The sequence below is a fragment of the Kitasatospora sp. MAA19 genome, assembly GCF_029894125.1.
Lineage (GTDB): Bacteria > Actinomycetota > Actinomycetes > Streptomycetales > Streptomycetaceae > Kitasatospora.
This window is the reverse complement of sequence record NZ_JARXYZ010000020.1, coordinates 100971-119516: the sequence shown is the minus strand read 5'-3', so window position 1 is coordinate 119516 and position 18546 is coordinate 100971. Positions and strand designations below refer to the sequence as shown.

Sequence of the window (18546 nt, the reverse complement as noted above, 5' to 3'; positions counted from 1 at the left end):
ATCTGTTTCATTTCCCTTTGGCGACGTAAAGGAGCTGGCGATGTCCGGCCACTCTAAGTGGGCTACCACCAAGCACAAGAAGGCCGTGATCGACGCCAAGCGCGGCAAGCTCTTCGCCAAGATGATCAAGAACATCGAGGTGGCGGCGCGCACCGGCGGTCCCGACCCGGCCGGCAACCCGACCCTCTACGACGCCATCCAGAAGGCGAAGAAGAGCTCGGTCCCGATCGACAACATCAACCGCGCCGTCAAGCGCGGTGGCGGCCTGGAGGCCGGCGGCGCCGACTACCAGACCATCATGTACGAGGGCTACGGCCCGAACGGCGTCGCGGTCCTGATCGAGTGCCTCACCGACAACCGCAACCGCGCCGCCTCCGACGTGCGCGTCGCGATGACCCGCAACGGCGGCTCGATGGCCGACCCGGGTTCGGTGTCGTACCTGTTCACCCGCAAGGGCGTCGTGATCGTCCCCAAGGCTGACGGCGTGGACGAGGACAAGCTCTTCGAGGTCGTCCTCGACCAGGAGCCGGAGGAGATCAACGACCTCGGCGACTCGTTCGAGATCGTCTCCGAGGCCTCCAAGATGGTCGCCGTGCGCACCGCGCTGGTGGACTCCGGCGTCGACTACGACTCGGCCGAGGCCAACTTCCTCCCGAGCATGCAGGTCGAGCTGGACGTCGACGGCGCCCGCAAGATCCTCAAGCTGATCGACGCGCTGGAGGACAGCGACGACGTGCAGAACGTCTTCGCCAACTTCGACATCTCCGACGAGGTCGGTGCGCAGCTCGACGCCGAGTGATCCTCGCCGACCGCTCCTGGTAGCGCGGTCGCGCGGGAGTGATCGTCGGTGAGTGATCGTTCTCACCGTCCGGCCCGGTGGTCCCAGGACCGCCGGGCCGGTGTCGTCGGTCGGGTTGTCGGACCCGGACGGTAGCCTTCGCAGGTCGGAGACGAGAGGCGGGGCTGTGGTACGGGTACTGGGCGTGGACCCGGGGCTGACCAGGTGCGGGATCGGCGTGGTCGAGGGTGCGCCGGGCCGGCCGCTGCGGATGGCCGGGGTCGGCGTGGTGCGCACCCCCGCCGAGGCCGAGATCGGGCCGCGGCTGCTGCTCGTGGAGCAGGGCATAGAGGGCTGGCTCGACGAGCACCGGCCGGACCTGGTCGCCGTCGAGCGGGTGTTCGCCCAGCACAACGTCCGGACGGTGATGGGCACCGCCCAGGCCAGCGCGGTCGCGATGCTCTGTGCGACCCGGCGCGGCATCCCGGTCACCCTGCACACTCCGAGCGAGGTCAAGGCGGCCGTCACCGGCTCCGGCCGGGCCGACAAGGCACAGGTCACGGCCATGGTGCAGCGCCTGCTGCGGCTGGACGCCCCGCCCAAGCCGGCCGACGCCGCCGACGCGCTGGCGCTGGCCATCTGCCACATCTGGCGCGGCGGGGCGACGAACCGCCTGGAGGCCGCGGTACGGGCGGCCCGCGCCACCCCCCTGAAAGGAAGCAGCCGGTGATCGCCTTCGTGCAAGGGCCCGTGGCGGCCATCTCCTCCGGGCTCGCCGTGGTCGAGGTCGGCGGGGTCGGCATGGCCGTGCAGTGCACGCCGAACACGCTGGCCGGGCTGCGGCTGGGTGAGCCGGCCCGGCTCGCGACCTCGCTGGTGGTCCGGGAGGACTCGCTGACCTTGTTCGGCTTCGCGGACGACGACGAGCGCGCCGTCTTCGAGATCCTGCAGGCCGCTCCGGGCGTCGGCCCGAAGCTGGCGCAGGCGATCCTCGGTGTGCACAGCCCCGACGCGCTGCGGGCCGCGGTGGCCGGCGGCGACGAGAAGGCGCTGGTGGCCGTCCCCGGCATCGGGAAGGCGAAGGCGGCCAAACTGCTGCTGGAGTACAAGGACAAGCTCGGCGCCCCGCACGGCGCGGTGCCGGCGCAGAAGCCGATCGCGGCCGGCCCCGCCCCCTGGAGCGAGCAGCTGCACTCGGCGCTGACCGGTCTCGGCTACGCTCCGCGCGAGGCGGACGAGGCGGTCGGGGCCGTCACACCCGAGGCGGAATCCCAGCAGACGCCGGACGTCGGCGCGCTGCTCCGGCTCGCCCTGCGCGGCCTCAACCGGTCCCGCTGAAGCCCGCCAAAGCCATCTGGTGATCTGTCCCCTTGTCGACATTGGAGCCTGCAGCACGTGAGCGAGCGAAGCGAGGAGGGCGGATGAGCGAGCGGAGCGAGCTCACGATCGAGAGGTGCGCGTGGGCGAATGCCCCTGCCGAGCGAAGCGAGGAGGGCGGATGAGCGAGCGGAGCGAGCTCACGATCGAGAGGTGCGCGTGGGCGAATGCCCCTGCCGGGCGAAGCGAGGAGGGCGCATGAGTCCGTACGACGCAGACCCGGTCGACCGGCTGGTGACGGCCGCCGCCGACGGTGAGGACCAGGCGGTCGAGGCGGCGCTGCGCCCCAAGCAGCTGGACGAGTTCATCGGGCAGGAGCGGGTGCGCGAGCAGTTGTCCCTGGTGCTCCAGGCGGCCCGCAAGCGCGGCAGCGCGCCCGACCACGTGCTGCTCAGCGGGCCGCCCGGGCTCGGCAAGACCACCCTCTCCATGATCATCGCCGCCGAGCTGGGCGCCCCGATCCGGATCACCTCCGGCCCGGCCATCCAGCACGCGGGGGACCTCGCGGCGATCCTCTCCTCGCTCACCGAGGGTGAGGTGCTCTTCCTCGACGAGATCCACCGGATGTCCCGGCCGGCCGAGGAGATGCTCTACATGGCGATGGAGGACTTCCGGGTCGACGTGATCGTCGGCAAGGGCCCGGGCGCCACCGCCATCCCGCTGGAGCTGCCGCCCTTCACCCTGGTCGGCGCCACCACCCGGGCCGGCCTGCTGCCGCCCCCGCTGCGCGACCGCTTCGGCTTCACCGGGCACATGGAGTTCTACGCCCCGGTCGAGCTCGAACGCGTGGTGCGCCGCTCGGCCGCGCTGCTGGACGTGGAGATAGACCCGGTCGGCGCCGCCGAGATCGCCGGCCGCTCGCGGGGGACCCCGCGCATTGCCAACCGGCTGCTGCGCCGGGTCCGTGACTTCGCGCAGGTGCGGCACGACGGCCTGGTCACCGCCGAGATCGCCGCCCGGGCGCTGGACGTCTACGAGGTGGACGCCCGCGGTCTGGACCGGCTGGACCGCGCGGTGCTGGACGCCCTGCTGCGGCTGTTCGGCGGCGGTCCGGTCGGTTTGTCGACACTCGCGGTCGCGGTGGGGGAGGAGTCCGAGACGGTCGAGGAGGTCGCCGAGCCATTCCTGGTCCGGGAGGGCCTGCTCGCCCGGACCCCGCGTGGGCGGATCGCCACCGCGGCCGCCTGGCAGCACCTCGGGCTGACGCCTCCGGTCCAGACCACCCGGGGCGCCGTGCCGGCCCAGTCCGAGCTTTTCCCGGCCGACGAGGGCTGAACGGGTGATCGGCGCCCACCGGTTCCCGCCGGGCGCCGACACCCCGCGCCGGTGAGCGGTCCGCGCGCGAGCCGGGGGAGAAGTCCGGGGAATCCGTGCAGGCGGAGGGTCGCCACTTTCGGCGGCAGGATGCGATGCTTGGCGTTGTCCGATCAGTTCGGGGTCGCCTAGACTCCGCCGGACCGCCCCGCTCACCTGACGGGCCGACCATTACCACACAGGCCGCCGGTCGGCGGCCCGTAAAGGACCCTGGCTGCAGTGAACTTCATCATCCTTCTCCTCCCGATCATCGCGATCGTGCTCATGTTCCGGTCGCAGAAGAAGCGCCAGCAGCAGATGCAGCAGATGCAGACGGCGCTGGAGCCAGGGGCGGGGGTGCGCACCATCGGCGGCCTGTATGCCCAGGTGAAGGCGGTCAACGAGGAGACCATCGAGCTGGAGATCGCGCCCGGCGTGGTCACCCACTTCACCAAGAGCGCGATCGCGGCCGTCCTGGACCCCCAGGAGTACGACGCGATCATCAACGGTCGCCCCGCCGATGACGAGCTGCCCGAGCCGGAGGCCGAGGACGCCGAGCCGGTCGAGGACAAGCCGCTGACGCTCACCAAGGACGTTGCCGAGAAGGGCGATGTCGAGGGCGGGGCTCCCGCGAGCAAGTAGTACGGTCGGGCAGCAGCCCGGCCGCGCGGCGCAGTGCCGCGAGCCCACAGGACCTCAGGGCCGCAGAACCGCCATGCCCCCGTCCCGCCACAAGCCGGACGGGGGTCCGGTCGGGGAGGTGGCATGGACAGGGAGAAACGAGCAAGGTGGCAACACCCAAGTCGCGCCCGCGCGACGGCTACCCAGGGCGGGCGCTGGCCCTCATCCTGGTCGTCACCGTCGGACTGGTCGCCCTCATGTTCGGGACGGGCCACACCAAGCCCCGGCTCGGGATCGACCTCGCCGGCGGCACCAGCATCACGCTGACCGCGAAGTCGACCGACCCCAAGGCGATCAACAAGTCCAGCATGGACATCGCCACCGGGATCATCGAGCGTCGCGTCAACGGCATGGGTGTCTCCGAGGCGGAGGTCCAGACCCAGGGTGACAACACGATCATCGTGAACATCCCCAAGGGCGGCGACCGGCAGAACGCGGCGGACCAGGTGGGTACCACCGCCAAGCTGTTCTTCCGCCCGGTCCTCGCGGTGGCGCCCAGCGGCTTCACGCCGCCCGCGCCCACCGCCTCCCCCTCGACCGGTGCCACCGGCACCCCGGGTGCGACCCCGTCCGCGGGCGCCACCGCCTCGCCCTCGGCCGGCGCGAGCGCCGCCGGTACGCCGAGCGCCACCAAGCAGGGCCGCGCGGCCGGTGAGGCGCTGGCCGCCGAGGGCAGCAGCCCGAGCGCCGCCGCCACGGGCGCGAGCACCGCCCCGAGCGCCGCCGCCACCGGCACGCCGTCGGCCGCCGCCACGCCGCCCAGCGCCGCCGACGTCAGCGCCGCGATGACCCAGGGAACCGTGCCGCCGGAGCTGTCCGCGGCCTTCGCCGCCCTGGACTGCACCAAGCCCGAGGTCCGCGCCGCCCAGACCGGCGCCGAGGACAAGGCCGTCCTCGCCTGCTCCCAGAAGCCGGAGAACGGCTACTACGAGAAGCTGGCCCTCGGCCCCGTCGCCGTGAAGGGTTCGGACGTCTCCAAGGCCCAGCCCAGCCTGGACACCCAGACGGGTGCCGGCTGGCAGGTCCAGCTGCAGTTCAACGGCACCGGCACCGACGCCTTCACCAAGGTCACCGGCCAGCTGGCCACCCAGGCGCCGCCGAACAACCAGTTCGCGATCGTGCTGGACAACCAGGTCGTCTCGCACCCGGAGGTCAAGAACGCGATCCCCGGCGGCAGCGCCGTGATCACCGGCCGCTTCACCCAGACCGAGGCGCAGGACCTGTCCAACGTGCTGGGCTACGGCGCCCTGCCGCTGGAGTTCGCCAAGGGCGACATCACCACCGTCTCCCCGGCGCTCGGCAGCGACCAGCTGGAGGCCGGCCTGATCGCCGGCGCGATCGGCATGCTGCTGGTGGTCCTCTACTCGCTGGTCTACTACCGCGGCCTCGGCCTGGTCTCGATCGCCGGTCTGCTCGTCTCGGCGGCCCTGACCTACTCGGTCATGAGCCTGCTCGGCGCCGGGATCGGCTTCGCGCTGAACCTGCCGGCGGTCTGCGGCGCGATCGTCGCGATCGGTATCACCGCCGACTCCTTCATCGTCTACTTCGAGCGCATCCGCGACGAGGTCCGCGAGGGCGCCCCGCTGCGCCCGGCGGTCCAGCGGGCCTGGCCGCGCGCCCGGCGCACCATCCTGGTCTCGGACTTCGTGTCCTTCCTCTGTGCCGCCGTGCTCTACGTGGTCTCGGTCGGCAAGGTCCAGGGCTTCGCGTTCACCCTCGGTCTGACCACCTTGCTCGACGTCGTGGTGATCTTCCTCTTCACCAAGCCGATGATCACGCTGCTGGCCCGGCGCAAGTTCTTCTCCGACGGCCACCCGTGGTCGGGCCTGGACCCGAAGCGGCTGGGCGCCCGCCCGCCGCTGCGCAGCAGCCGTCGCCGTAGCCCCTCCTCTGCCGCCGTGAAGGAGGCCTGACACCGTGTCACGCTTCTCCAATCTGGGTCACCGGCTCTACCAGGGCGAGGTCAGCTTCGACTTCGTCGGCCGCCGCAAGGTCTGGTACTCCATCTCCGGCGTGATCGTGCTGATCGCGGCGATCGGTCTGGCCATGGGCCTGCACCTGGGCATCGAGTTCAAGGGCGGCTCGGTCTACACCGTGAGCAAGCCCGGGCTGACCGTCTCGCAGGCGCAGGAGACGGCGGACAACGTCGTCTCCTCGCACCCGCTGGTGCAGTCGACCGACAACGGCAAGATCCGCATCCAGGTCAGCGTCGAGGAGCAGAAGAGCTCGGACGAGATCCGCGCCCAGCTCTCCGAGAAGCTCGCGGTGCCGCTGGACACCGTCGAGGCCCAGGTGATCGGCCCCAGCTGGGGCAAGCAGATCTCCCAGAAGGCGCTCACCGGCCTGATCGTCTTCATGGTCCTGGTGACGATCTACCTGGCGATCGCCTTCGAGTGGCGGATGGCGGTGGCCGCTCTGGTCGCGCTCATCCACGACCTCCTGATCACCATCGGCGTGTACGCCCTGGTGGGCTTCGAGGTCACCCCCGGTACGGTGATCGGCTTCCTGACCATCCTCGGGTACTCGCTCTACGACACGGTCGTCGTCTTCGACACCGTGAAGGAGAACACCAAGGGGCTCACCAAGCAGAACCGGCTCACGTACAGCGAGGCGGCCAACGCGGGCCTCAACCAGACCCTGGTGCGTTCGCTCAACACCACCGTGGTCGCCCTGCTCCCGGTCGCCGCGCTGCTGTTCATCGGTGGCGGCATCCTGGGCGCCGGCACGCTGAACGACATCTCGCTCGCGCTGTTCATCGGCCTCGCGGCCGGTGCCTACTCCTCGATCTGCGTCGCCACCCCGCTGCTGGCGCAGCTCAAGGAGGAGCAGCCGGAGATGAAGGCGCTGCGCAAGCGGGTCCTGCAGCACCGGGCCGCGGCCGCCGCCAAGGCCGCGGGGGACGCGGCGCCGGAGGGCGAGGAGATCGCGGACGAGGATCTGCCTGCGGGTATGGTCGGTCAGCGCGGCCGGGCGGCCGGCACCACGCGTGCCAAGGGCCGTCCGTCCACCAAGCGCTGAACCGACCCGACCGTAAGGACAAGCCGTGACCACCGCCGACACCACCCTGGCCGACCTGCTGAACAGCAGGATCCGGGACGTCCCGGACTACCCGAAGCCGGGTGTGCTGTTCAAGGACATCGCGCCGCTGCTCGCCGACGCCGACGCCTTCAGTGCCCTCACCAGGGCACTGGCGGACCGGGCGCAGGCGCTCGGGGCGACCAAGGTGGTGGGCCTGGAGGCGCGCGGCTTCGTGCTGGCGGCTCCGGCGGCCTTCGCGGCCGGACTCGGCTTCGTGCCGATCCGCAAGCAGGGCAAGCTCCCCGGCGAGGTGTTCCGGCGCTCGTACGAGCTGGAGTACGGCTCGGCGACGCTGGAGGTGCAGTGCGACGCCTTCGCCCCCGGTGAGCGGGTGCTGGTGGTGGACGACGTGCTGGCCACCGGTGGCACCATAGGCGCCTCGCTGGACCTGGTGAAGGAGGCCGGCGCCGAGCTGGTGGGCGTCGTGGTGCTGATGGAGCTGGGCTTCCTGGACGGCCGGGAGCGGCTGGCCGGGCACCTGAACGGCGCCCCGCTGGAGACGCTGGTCACGGTCTGAGGGACCTGAGCGCAGGGCGGTGGTCGGATCATCCGACCACCGCCCTTCCGTTTCCGGGCCGGGCGGATGAACACCGGGGCGCCCGGCTCGGTACCATGAAGATTCATCCCCTCCCGGTTGCGTCGCACCGTACGGGCCGCGGCAGGGGTCGGCCCCGGTGCCCCGAGGAGAGTCCTTGCCCGACGAGGTTGTGCCCACGGCCGAAGCGGCCGCCCCCGACGACCGTCCCACGCCCTCGGGGGCCACCCCGGCACGCCCGGCGCCGACCTCCTCGCGACCGATCGGCCCCACCGGCCGCGGCTCCTCCTCGGGCGGCATGCGCGCCCGCCTGGCCCGCCTCGGCGGTCAGCGCACCAGCGTGCTCAACCCCGTCCTGGAACCGCTGTTCCGGTCGATCCGGGCGAACGACCCGAAGGCCGACCCGGCGCTGCTGCGGGACATCGAGCGGGCCTACGCCGTCGCCGAGAAGTGGCACCGTGGGCAGAAGCGCAAGAGCGGCGACCCGTACATCACCCACCCGCTGGCGGTGGCCACCATCCTGGCCGAGCTGGGCATGGACGCCCCGACCCTGATGGCCGGGCTGCTGCACGACACCGTCGAGGACACCGACTACGGCCTGGAGACCCTGCGCAAGGACTTCGGCGACTCGGTGGCCCTGCTGGTGGACGGCGTCACCAAGCTCGACCGGGTCAAGTTCGGCGAGGCCGCGCAGGCCGAGACCGTCCGCAAGATGGTCGTCGCGATGGCCAAGGACCCGCGGGTCCTGGTGATCAAGCTGGCCGACCGCCTGCACAACATGCGCACGATGCGCTACCTCAAGCGGGAGAAGCAGGAGAAGAAGGCCCGCGAGACGCTGGAGATCTACGCCCCGCTGGCGCACCGGCTGGGCATGAACACCATCAAGTGGGAGCTGGAGGACCTCGCCTTCGCGATCCTCTACCCCAAGATGTACGACGAGATCGTCCGGCTGGTCGCCGAGCGCGCCCCCAAGCGGGACGAGTACCTGGCGACCGTCATCGACCAGGTCCAGGGCGACCTGCGCGGCGCCCGGATCACCGCCTCCGTCACCGGGCGGCCGAAGCACTACTACTCGGTCTACCAGAAGATGATCGTCCGGGGCCGGGACTTCGCCGAGATCTACGACCTGGTGGGCATCCGGGTCCTGGTCGACACCGTCCGCGACTGCTACGCGGCGCTGGGCACCATCCACGCGCGGTGGAACCCGGTGCCGGGGCGGTTCAAGGACTACATCGCGATGCCCAAGTTCAACATGTACCAGTCGCTGCACACGACGGTGATCGGCCCCGGCGGCAAGCCCGTCGAGCTGCAGATCCGCACCTTCGACATGCACCGCCGGGCCGAGTACGGCATCGCCGCGCACTGGAAGTACAAGCAGCGCGCGGTGGCCGGCGCGTCCAAGGTCCGCACCGACACCCCGACCCAGGTCCGCAAGGACGACAAGGCCGGCGCCGTCAACGAGATGGCCTGGCTGCGGCAGCTGCTGGACTGGCAGAAGGAGACCGCCGACCCGGGCGAGTTCCTGGAGTCGCTCCGCTTCGACCTGGCCAGCAACGAGGTCTTCGTCTTCACGCCCAAGGGCGACGTGATAGCCCTGCCGGCCGGTGCGACCCCGGTCGACTTCGCCTTCGCGGTGCACACCGAGGTCGGCTACCGGACGATAGGGGCCCGGGTCAACGGGCGGCTGGTGCCGCTGGAGTCGACGCTGGAGAACGGCGACACCGTCGAGGTGTTCACCTCCAAGGCGGAGAATGCCGGCCCGTCCCGGGACTGGCTGGGCTTCGTCAAGTCGCCGCGCGCCCGCAACAAGATCCGCGCCTGGTTCTCCAAGGAGCGCCGCGAGGAGGCGATCGAGCGCGGCAAGGAGGCGATCGTCCGGGCGATGCGCAAGCAGGGCCTGCCGATCCAGCGGATCCTGACCGGCGACTCGCTGGTCACCCTGGCCCACGAGATGCGCTACCCCGACATCTCCTCGCTCTACGCCGCGATCGGCGAGGGCCACGTCGCCGCGCAGAACATCGTCCAGAAGCTGGTCCAGGCACTCGGCGGCGAGGAGGGCGCCACCGAGGACCTCGCCGAGACCGCGACCCCGACGCACGACAACCGCCGGGCGGTGCGCCGCCGGGCCAAGGGCGATCCGGGCGTGATCGTCAAGGGCGTCGAGGACGTCTGGGTCAAGCTGTCCCGCTGCTGCACCCCGGTGCCGGGCGACCCGATCGTCGGCTTCGTGACCCGCGGCAACGGCGTCTCGGTGCACCGCGCCGACTGCGTCAACGTCGAGTCGCTGAGCCAGCAGCCGGAGCGGATGATCGACGTCGAGTGGGCGGCCACCCAGTCCTCGGTCTTCCTGGTGGCCATCCAGGTCGAGGCGCTGGACCGCTCCCGGCTGCTCTCGGACGTCACCCGGGTGCTCTCGGACCAGCACGTCAACATCCTGTCGGCGGCGGTGCAGACCTCCCGCGACCGGGTCGCGATGAGCCGCTTCACCTTCGAGATGGGCGACCCGAAGCACCTCGGCCACGTGCTCAAGGCCGTGCGCGGCGTCGAGGGCGTGTACGACGTCTACCGCGTGACCTCGGCCCGCAAGTAGCACCGCACGCGAAAGGCCCCCGGGGAGCCCCGGGGGCCTTTCGCGTTCAACGGGCCCGGACGGTCAGCCGCTGAACTCCTCCTGGCTCTTGTGCGCCTGCTCCAGCAGGGTCTGCACGCCGGCCAGCTCGTTCTCCAGCTTGGCGATCCGGCCGGCGTTCCCGGCGGCGCGGGCCTTGGCCAGGTCGGCCTGGATCTTGTCGGCCTTCGCCTGGAACAGGCCGACCATGCCGGCGGCACGGGCCTTGGCCTCCGGGTTGGAGCGCTTCCACTCGGCGTCCTCGGCCTCGCGGATGGCCCGCTCGACCGTGTTCAGCCGGCCGTCCAGCTTCGGACGGGCGTCGCGCGGCACGTGCCCGATCGCCTCCCAGCGCTCGTTGACCTCGCGCAGCGCGGCCTTGGCGGCCTTCAGGTCGGTGATCGGCAGGATCGCCTCGGCCTCGACGGCCAGCGCCTCCTTGAGCTTCTGGTTGGCCACCTGCTCGGCGTCCCGCTCGCTGAACACGGCGGAACGGGCCTGGAAGAAGACGTCCTGCGCGCCGCGGAACCGCGCCCACAGCTCGTCCTCGACGTCCCGCTGGGCCCGGCCGGCGGCCTTCCAGCGCGCCATCAGGTCGCGGTAGCCGGCCGCGGTGTCGCCCCACTCGGTGGACGAGGACAGCGCCTCGGCCTCGGCGACCAGCGCCTCCTTGGTCTGCCGGGCCTGCTCGCGCTCGGCGTCCAGGGTCGCGAAGTGCGCCTTGCGGTGCTTGGAGAAGACCGAGCGGGCGTGCGAGAAGCGGTGCCACAGCTCGTCGTCGCTCTTGCGGTCCAGCCGGGGCAGGCCCTTCCAGGTCTCCACCAGGGCGCGCAGCCGGTCGCCGGCCTCCCGCCACTGGGTGGACTCGGCGAGCTGCTCGGCCTCGGAGACCAGGGCCTCCTTGGCGGTGCGGGTCTCGTCCTGGGCCTTGGCGCGGGCGGCCTTGCGCTCCTCGCGCCGGCTCTCGATCTCGCCGGCGAGCGTGTCCAGCCGCTTGGCCAGGGCGTCCAGGTCGCCGACCGCGTGCCCCTCGGTCACCTGCGCGCGCAGGTGGTCCAGCGCGGCCTGGGCGTCCTTCGCGGCCAGGTCGGTGGTGCGCACCCGCTTCTCCAGCAGGCCGATCTCCACCTCGATGCCCTGGTACTTGCGCTCGAAGTAGGCGAGGGCCTCCTCGGGCGAGCCGGCCTGCCAGGAACCCACGACGCGTTCGCCGTCGGCCGTCCTGACGTAGACCGTGCCCTGCTCGTCGACACGGCCCCACGGGTCGCTGCTCATAGCGCGTCCTCCACATGACGTCGCGCCCGCGCCGGGGCGGCGCGCGTCCGTCGTCCACAGTTGATGTGCGGCGGACCGATGAGTCCGCCGTCCCCGTCCGCCGTGTCTTGCTGCCGAGGGTGACGGCTAGGCGGGTCCGGGCACCCTATACAACGCCAACATAGGCGACCAGCCCCGGTGCTGTCCGCATCCGGGCCGGGCGATTTCGGGCCGGGGCCGCGCGAAGGCGCCGCGGGCGCCTTCGCGGGCGGCCCCGGGATCGGTCAACCCTTCGTGGTGGTCACCGAGTTGAAGGTGACGTCGGCCATCGGGTGGCCGTCCGGGGCGCCCTCCAGGGTGCCCGCGGCGGCGATCTTCTGGACCACGTCCAGGCCGCCGGTGATCTTGCCGAAGGGGGTGTAGCTCGGGGGCAGACCGGTGTCCTTGTAGACCAGGAAGAACTGGCTTCCGTTGGTCCCCGGACCGGAGTTGGCCATCGCCACGGTGCCCGCCGGGTAGGTCGCGCCGGTCAGGTTCTCGTCCGCGAACTTGTAGCCGGGGCCACCGGTGCCGCCCGGGACGGTCGCGCTGGCGGTCGGGTCGCCGCACTGCAGCACGAAGATGCCGTCGGTGGTGAGGCGGTGGCACTTGGTGTGATCGAAGTACTTCTCGCCGGACAGGAAGGCGAAGGAGTTCACCGTGTGCGGGGCCTTGGCCGCGTCGAGCGCGATCGTCACCTTGCCGCAGTTGGTCTCCAGCGTCGCGGTGTACGAGGCGCCCGGGTCGACCGACATCGCCGGCTCGGCCTGCCACTGCTTGCCGTTCGGCGCGCCCGGCGCCGGGTCGGCGCAGCCCGCTACCGGCTTGCGGGTCGGGGTGGTCGGCTCGGTGCTCTGGGACGCGGCCTGGGCGGACTTGTCCTTGCCGTCCGAGCTGAACGCACCGGTGCCGACCAGCGCGCCGCCGCCGGCCAGCACCACGACGGCGAGCGAGGCGCCCAGGATCGTGTTGCGGCGCCTGCGCGCGGTCCGTGCCGCGTTCCGGCGCTCCATCTGGCGCTCGTACTTCTCGCGGGCGAGCTGCCGCCGCCGCTGTTCGCTGCTGACCACCGGCCGTGTCTCCTACGGATGTGCTGGAAAAGTGGATGGGATACCGAAGCGGATCATCGCATCCATCGGCGGCCAAGTGTAGGGACCGGGCCTGTAAGAACGCGGTGAACCTGCCGGTGCGAACCGCGCCCGCCACCGGCATCTGGTTCGCAACCGGACCCGCACCGCCGGTAGGCTGCCCCTACATCACTGGTAGCCGCACCACCGGCCGGCCGCATCGCCGGCAGTCACACCCCGTAGCCGCCACTGCCGACCGCATCACGAAGGACGCGCGTGTTCATCGCCGGATTCCCCGCTGGAGCCTGGGGCACCAACTGCTACCTGGTCGCTCCGGCGGCGGGCGAGGAGTGCGTCATCGTCGACCCCGGCCACCAGGCGGCGCGCGGCGTCGAGGAGATGGTCCGCGAGCACCGGCTCAAGCCGGTCGCCGTGCTGCTCACGCACGGCCACATCGACCACGTGGCCTCGGTGGTCCCGGTCTGCGGCGCCCGCGGTGTCCCGGCCTGGATCCACCCCGAGGACCGGTACATGATGTCCGACCCGGAGAAGGCCCTCGGCCGCTCGCTGGGCACCCAGCTGATGGGCGAACTCACCGTCGGCGAGCCCGACGACGTGCGCGAGCTCACCGACGGCGGCGTGCTGGAGCTCGCCGGCCTGCAGCTCACCGTGGACCACGCCCCGGGCCATACCGGGGGGTCGGTGACCTTCCGGACGCCCGGTGCCGAGGACCTCCCCCCGGTGCTGTTCTCGGGCGACCTGCTGTTCGCCGGCTCCATCGGGCGTACCGACCTCCCGGGCGGGGACAGCGAGGCGATCATGCGGTCGCTGGCCCGGGTGTGCCTGCCCCTCGACGACACCACCGTGGTCCTCTCCGGCCACGGCGGACAGACCACCATCGGCCGCGAGCGCGCCACCAACCCCTACCTCCGACAGGCAGCGGGGGCGGCCGGCGCCCCGGCTTTCCCGCGACGAGGAATGTGACGGAAGAGAAGTTGAGCACCTTCACCGCCCCCAAGGGCACCTACGATCTGCTGCCCCCCAGCTCCGCGACCTTCCTGGCGATCCGCGAGCGCATCGCCGCGCCCGCCCGCCGGGCCGGGTACGGCTACATCGAGACCCCGGTCTTCGAGGACGTGAAGCTCTTCTCCCGCGGCGTCGGCGAGTCCACCGACATCGTCAGCAAGGAGATGTACAACCTCACCACCCGCGGCGGCGACGAGCTCGCGCTGCGTCCGGAGGGCACCGCCTCGGTGCTGCGCGCCGCCCTCCAGGCCAACCTGCACAAGCAGGGCAACCTGCCGGTGAAGCTCTGGTACTCCGGCTCGTACTACCGCTACGAGCGGGCCCAGAAGGGCCGCTACCGCCAGTTCTCCCAGGTCGGCGCCGAGGCGATCGGGGCCGAGGACCCGGCGCTGGACGCCGAGCTGATCATCCTCGCCGACGACGCCTTCCGCTCGCTCGGCCTGAGCGACTACTCGCTGCTGCTCAACAGCCTCGGCGACAAGCAGTGCCGTCCGGTCTACCGCGCCGCCCTGGTCGAGTTCCTGGCCGGACTGGACCTGGACGAGGACACCCGCCGCCGCGCCGAGATCAACCCGCTGCGCGTCCTGGACGACAAGCGCGAGTCGGTGCAGGCCCAGCTCGTCGAGGCGCCCAGGCTGCGCGACTACCTGTGCGAGGAGTGCAAGGCGTACGACGAGAAGGTGCGCGAGCTGCTCACCGCGAACGGCGTCGCCTTCGTCGACGACCCGAAGCTGGTCCGCGGCCTGGACTACTACACCCGTACCACCTTCGAGTTCGTGCACAACGGCCTCGGCGCCCAGTCCGCGATCGGCGGCGGCGGCCGCTACGACGGCCTGTCCGAGATGATCGGCGGCCCGGCGCTGCCGTCCGTCGGCTGGGCCCTCGGCGTGGACCGCACCTTCCTGGCGATGGAGGCCGAGGGCGCCGCCCTCGACCTGCCCGCCGCCACCTCCGTGTACGCCGTCGCGCTCGGCGAGGAGGCCAAGAACGTCCTGTTCGCCAAGGTCGTCGAGCTGCGCCGGGCCGGCGTCGCCACCGACCTGGCCTTCGGCGTCAAGAGCATCAAGAACGCCATGAAGTCCGCCGACCGATCCGGCGCCCGCTTCGCCCTCGTCGCCGGGGAGCGGGACCTCGCCGACGGCGTCGTCCAGCTCAAGGACCTGACCACCGGCGAGCAGAACCCCGTCGCCCTCGACGCGCTCGTCACCACCCTGAAGGAGAAGCAGCTGTGATCCGCACGCACGACGCGGGCACGCTCCGCCCGGAGCACGCAGACACCACCGTCACCCTGGCCGGCTGGGTCGCCCGCCGCCGCGACCACGGCGGTGTCGCCTTCATCGACCTGCGCGACGCCTCCGGCACCGTGCAGATCGTGGTCCGCGACCTGGACTCGGTGCACGGCCTGCGCGCCGAGTACTGCGTCAAGGTCGTCGGCGACGTCCGGGTGCGCCCCGAGGGCAACGAGAACCCCGACATCCCGACCGGTGCGGTCGAGGTCGTCGTCAGCGAGATCGAGGTCCTCTCCGAGGCCGCCCCGCTGCCGTTCCCGGTCGCCGAGTACGAGCCCGGCACGGTCAACGAGGAGGTCCGGCTGCGCTACCGCTACCTGGACCTGCGCCGCGAGGGCCCGGCCAAGGGCCTGCGGCTGCGCTCCAAGGTCAACAACATCATCCGCCGGGTGATGGAGGAGAACGACTACCTCGACATCGAGACGCCGTACCTCACCCGCTCCACCCCCGAGGGCGCCCGCGACTTCCTCGTCCCGGTCCGCCTGCAGCCCGGTCACTGGTACGCGCTGCCGCAGTCGCCCCAGCTGTTCAAGCAGCTGCTGATGGTGGCCGGCATGGAGCGCTACTACCAGATCGCCCGCTGCTTCCGTGACGAGGACTTCCGCGCCGATCGGCAGCCGGAGTTCACCCAGCTCGACATCGAGGCCTCGTTCGTCGACCAGGAGGACATCCTGGCCCTCGGCGAGAAGATCGTCGGCTCGATCTGGCGCGAGGTGCACGGCTACGAGCTCCCCAACCCGCTGCCCCGGATGACCTACGCGGACGCCATGGCCCGCTACGGCTCCGACAAGCCGGACGTCCGCTTCGGCCAGGAACTCACCGACCTCACCGAGTACTTCACGGGCACCGAGTTCCGCGTCTTCCAGGCCCCGTACGTCGGCGCCGTGGTGATGCCCGGCGGCGCCTCGCAGCCCCGCAAGGCGCTCGACGCCTGGCAGGACTGGGCCAAGGCGCGCGGCGCCCGCGGCCTGGCCTACGTCGTCATCGACGCCGAGACCGGCGAGCTGCGCGGCCCGGTCGCCAAGAACCTCTCCGCGGAGCACCTGGCCGGCCTGGCCGCCGCCGCGGGTGCCAAGAACGGCGACGCGATCTTCTTCGCGGCCGGCAAGCAGCGCCCCTCGCAGGAGCTGCTGGGCGCCGCCCGCCTGGAGATCGGCCGCCGCTGCGAGCTGATCGACGAGTCGCAGTGGGCCTTCCTCTGGGTCGTCGACTTCCCGATGTTCGAGCCGATCGAGGACGACAAGGGCGAGTTCCAGGGCTGGCACGCGGTGCACCACCCGTTCACCGCCCCGACCGCCGAGTCGCTGGCCACCTTCGACACCGACCCGGGCTCGGCCCTGTCCAACGCCTACGACCTGGTCCTCAACGGCTCGGAGCTGGGCGGCGGTTCGATCCGTATCCACCAGCGCGAGGTGCAGAAGCGGGCGTTCGACGCGATCGGCCTCTCCGAGGAGGAGGCGGCCTCGCAGTTCGGCTTCCTGCTGGACGCCTTCAACTACGGCCCGCCGCCGCACGGTGGCGTCGCCTTCGGCCTCGACCGGATCGTCACGCTGCTCGGCGGGTACGACACCATCCGCGACGTCATCGCCTTCCCGAAGACGTCCACCGGCGGTGACCCGCTGACCGGCGCCCCGACCCCGATCACCCCGGCGCAGCGCCGGGAGGCCGGCGTGGACGCCAAGCCCAAGGTGCGCGAGGACGCCGCCAAGTCCGAGTCCTGACACCGGATCCGCTAACCTTCAACGGCCCCGGACGGTCCACCCACCGTCCGGGGCCGGTCCACGACGACGTGTGACACAGGGAGGGTTGACTCATGCAGGTGACGACAAGGGTCGAATGTCCGGACGACGCCCCGGCGACCAGACGCGTTCACATGGCCGCGTTCCCCGGCCCGGACGAGGCGGACCTGGTGGACGCGCTGCGCCGCGATCCGGCCTGGCTGCCCGCGCTGTCGCTGGTCGCGGTCGACGAGGCCGGGCTGGTGATCGGGCACGCGCTGCTGACCCGGCTGCGGGTCGGCGAGGACGGCGAGGGCCTCGCGCTCGCGCCGGTCGCCGTCGCGCCCGAGTGGCAGCGCAAGGGCGTCGGCGAACTCGTCGTCCGGGCCGCGCTGTCGGCGGCCGAGGAAGCGGGCGAGCGGCTCGTGGTCGTCCTCGGTGACCCGGACTACTACGGACGGTTCGGCTTCAGCGCGGCCGGGCGGCACGAGGTCAGCGGCCCGTTCGAGGTGCCGGACGCCTACTTCCAGGCGCTGCCGCTGCCCGCGTACGACGGCGCTCCACGCGGGCTCTGCCGCTATCCCGAGCCCTTCGTGGCGGTCTAGTTCCCCCGGTTCGGTTCTCCCGGCCTGGTTCCCCTGGTCCAGGCCGCCCGGTCTACACCGACTCCGCGCCGACCCGACCGAACGGCACCGTGCTCCGGCAGCTGCGCACGAACGCGGCCATCGCCGGCGTGAGTTCACGGTCCTTCGGCCAGTACAGCCCGACCTGGCTCGGGCTGAGCCCCCGCACCGGCCGGTACGCGACGTCATCCCGTACGGCCAGCCGGCTCATCGCCTCCGGTGCGAAGCCGACGCCCTGACCGCACACCACCGCGGCCAGCCACTCGTCGGTGTTGTGCGCCACCGCGCCGATCCGCACCGGACGCCCGCCCCGCTCCCGGGCCGCCAGCCAGTACTCGCGCCAGTGCCCGGCCTCGTGCGGTATGGCCACGAACGGTTCGTCCACCAGGTCCTCGACGCACAGCTCGGCCCGGGCCGCCAGCCGGTGCCCGGCCGGCAGCGCCGCGACCCGCGCCTCCTGGCCGAGCACGGCGACGTTGTAGTGCTCGGACAGCCACGGCGGGCCGTGCCAGAGCGTCAGGTCGATCTCGCCGGTGGCCAGGCCCGAGGTCGGATCGAACCAGTTGTTCTGCCGCAGCTCCACCTGCCAGCCGGGCATCCGCCGGGCGAAGTCGGAGACGGTGCTCCGGGTCATCAGATTGATGATCCCGCCCTCGAATCCCACCCGCAGCACCGAGCCCTGCGCGGCGGCCGCCGCCCGGGTGGCGCGCAGCGCGTCCTCCCAGCCGGCCAGCATCGGCCCGGCGTACTCCGCCAGCGCCCGCCCGGCCGGGGTGGGCGCCATGCCGCGCCGCGAGCGCTCGAACAGCTCCACCCCGAGCAGCGCCTCCAGCTGGCGGATCTGCTTGGTGAGCGTCGGCTGGGAGACGAACAGCCGGGCCGCCGCGGCGGTCAGCTGTCCCTCGTCGCAGACCGCGGCGAAGCTGCGCAGCAGGCGGGTGTCGACATCCATGCCCCAAGGTTATGGAACGGGATATTGGACCCGGTTGGCAGGTGTGGGCCAAGGTTGATCGTTCGGCGTCAGCGCCGAGCCGACGGGGGAGCGTGGCAGCGGCGGTTCAGGGGGCCGCCGCTGCCGCGCCGGGCCGGCCGGCCACCCCCGTCCCCGCTCCGACCTGCGCGACCGGCGCCCAGCGCCTACGGTGAGTGCTCATCAGCATCAGCCGGACGGAGGACCCCA

The 18546-nt window shown here is 71.8% G+C and carries 15 protein-coding genes and 1 pseudogene; 13 read left to right on the top strand and 3 right to left on the bottom strand.

Going from position 1 to position 18546, the window contains the following annotated elements; translation table 11 throughout:
- Nucleotides 1-40: 40 nt before the first annotated feature.
- The 9 genes and pseudogenes from P3T27_RS27000 to P3T27_RS26960 all read left to right on the top strand — a co-directional run.
- Nucleotides 41-799 carry a YebC/PmpR family DNA-binding transcriptional regulator gene (locus P3T27_RS27000; protein ID WP_280682976.1) on the top strand — a complete coding sequence of 253 codons (759 nt, stop codon included), beginning with the start codon at nucleotides 41-43 and terminating at the stop codon, nucleotides 797-799.
- Between the two features lie 166 nt (nucleotides 800-965).
- The gene (ruvC, locus tag P3T27_RS26995) at nucleotides 966-1508 is read left to right on the top strand and encodes a crossover junction endodeoxyribonuclease RuvC (RefSeq protein ID WP_280682974.1); all 543 of its coding nucleotides are present in this window, start codon (nucleotides 966-968) and stop codon (nucleotides 1506-1508) included.
- The gene (ruvA, locus tag P3T27_RS26990) at nucleotides 1505-2116 is read left to right on the top strand and encodes a Holliday junction branch migration protein RuvA (protein ID WP_280682972.1); all 612 of its coding nucleotides are present in this window, start codon (nucleotides 1505-1507) and stop codon (nucleotides 2114-2116) included. Before ruvC ends, ruvA begins: the two co-directional genes overlap by 4 nt.
- A 237-nt stretch (nucleotides 2117-2353) precedes the next feature.
- Nucleotides 2354-3430, top strand: coding sequence for a Holliday junction branch migration DNA helicase RuvB (gene ruvB, locus P3T27_RS26985; protein WP_280682971.1), 1077 nt, complete (start codon nucleotides 2354-2356; stop codon nucleotides 3428-3430).
- Between the two features lie 258 nt (nucleotides 3431-3688).
- Nucleotides 3689-4090 (top strand): preprotein translocase subunit YajC, encoded by a 402-nt coding sequence (gene yajC / locus P3T27_RS26980; protein WP_280682970.1) that lies wholly within the window; start codon nucleotides 3689-3691, stop codon nucleotides 4088-4090.
- Between the two features lie 146 nt (nucleotides 4091-4236).
- Nucleotides 4237-6042 carry a protein translocase subunit SecD gene (gene secD / locus P3T27_RS26975; protein WP_280682968.1) on the top strand — a complete coding sequence of 602 codons (1806 nt, stop codon included), beginning with the start codon at nucleotides 4237-4239 and terminating at the stop codon, nucleotides 6040-6042.
- A 4-nt stretch (nucleotides 6043-6046) separates the two neighbouring features.
- Nucleotides 6047-7147 (top strand): protein translocase subunit SecF, encoded by a 1101-nt coding sequence (gene secF / locus P3T27_RS26970; RefSeq protein ID WP_280682966.1) that lies wholly within the window; start codon nucleotides 6047-6049, stop codon nucleotides 7145-7147.
- Nucleotides 7148-7172: 25 nt separating this feature from the next.
- Nucleotides 7173-7724, top strand: coding sequence for an adenine phosphoribosyltransferase (locus tag P3T27_RS26965; RefSeq protein ID WP_280682964.1), 552 nt, complete (start codon nucleotides 7173-7175; stop codon nucleotides 7722-7724).
- A gap of 304 nt (nucleotides 7725-8028) precedes the next feature.
- Nucleotides 8029-10332: pseudogene (locus P3T27_RS26960) on the top strand (bifunctional (p)ppGpp synthetase/guanosine-3',5'-bis(diphosphate) 3'-pyrophosphohydrolase); the annotation flags it as partial.
- A 63-nt stretch (nucleotides 10333-10395) separates the two neighbouring features.
- Here the strand turns inward: P3T27_RS26960 and P3T27_RS26955 are convergent.
- Complete coding sequence (locus P3T27_RS26955) at nucleotides 10396-11625, bottom strand: DUF349 domain-containing protein (RefSeq protein ID WP_280682962.1); 1230 nt, start codon at nucleotides 11623-11625, stop codon at nucleotides 10396-10398.
- Nucleotides 11626-11888: 263 nt separating this feature from the next.
- On the bottom strand, nucleotides 11889-12713 hold the full coding sequence (locus P3T27_RS26950) for a peptidylprolyl isomerase (protein WP_280682956.1): 825 nt from the start codon (nucleotides 12711-12713) through the stop codon (nucleotides 11889-11891).
- A 273-nt stretch (nucleotides 12714-12986) separates the two neighbouring features.
- Between P3T27_RS26950 and P3T27_RS26945 the strand changes: the two genes are divergently transcribed.
- The 4 genes from P3T27_RS26945 to P3T27_RS26930 all read left to right on the top strand — a co-directional run bounded on the left by P3T27_RS26945 (nucleotide 12987) and on the right by P3T27_RS26930 (nucleotide 17348).
- Nucleotides 12987-13694, top strand: a complete 708-nt coding sequence (locus P3T27_RS26945; protein WP_280682954.1) for an MBL fold metallo-hydrolase — start codon at nucleotides 12987-12989, stop codon at nucleotides 13692-13694.
- A gap of 11 nt (nucleotides 13695-13705) precedes the next feature.
- Nucleotides 13706-14968 carry a histidine--tRNA ligase gene (hisS, locus tag P3T27_RS26940; protein ID WP_280682951.1) on the top strand — a complete coding sequence of 421 codons (1263 nt, stop codon included), beginning with the start codon at nucleotides 13706-13708 and terminating at the stop codon, nucleotides 14966-14968.
- Nucleotides 14965-16746, top strand: a complete 1782-nt coding sequence (gene aspS, locus P3T27_RS26935; protein WP_280682947.1) for an aspartate--tRNA ligase — start codon at nucleotides 14965-14967, stop codon at nucleotides 16744-16746. The genes hisS and aspS overlap by 4 nt, the downstream gene beginning before the upstream one ends.
- 152 nt (nucleotides 16747-16898) lie before the next feature.
- Complete coding sequence (locus tag P3T27_RS26930) at nucleotides 16899-17348, top strand: N-acetyltransferase (protein ID WP_348534138.1); 450 nt, start codon at nucleotides 16899-16901, stop codon at nucleotides 17346-17348.
- Nucleotides 17349-17400: 52 nt separating this feature from the next.
- Here P3T27_RS26930 and P3T27_RS26925 read toward each other — a convergent pair whose 3' ends face one another.
- Nucleotides 17401-18318 carry a LysR family transcriptional regulator gene (locus P3T27_RS26925; RefSeq protein WP_280682944.1) on the bottom strand — a complete coding sequence of 306 codons (918 nt, stop codon included), beginning with the start codon at nucleotides 18316-18318 and terminating at the stop codon, nucleotides 17401-17403.
- Nucleotides 18319-18546 lie beyond the last annotated feature (228 nt).

Bases quoted from the DNA above. Each gene is read 5' to 3' on its own strand.
- P3T27_RS26925 (WP_280682944.1), bottom strand. From the start codon at position 18,318: ATGGATGTCGACACCCGCCTGCTGCGCAGCTTCGCCGCGGTCTGCGAC.
- P3T27_RS26930 (WP_348534138.1), top strand. From the start codon at position 16,899: ATGGCCGCGTTCCCCGGCCCGGACGAGGCGGACCTGGTGGACGCGCTG.
- P3T27_RS26955 (WP_280682962.1), bottom strand. From the start codon at position 11,625: ATGAGCAGCGACCCGTGGGGCCGTGTCGACGAGCAGGGCACGGTCTAC.
- ruvB (WP_280682971.1), top strand. From the start codon at position 2,354: ATGAGTCCGTACGACGCAGACCCGGTCGACCGGCTGGTGACGGCCGCC.
- P3T27_RS27000 (WP_280682976.1), top strand. From the start codon at position 41: ATGTCCGGCCACTCTAAGTGGGCTACCACCAAGCACAAGAAGGCCGTG.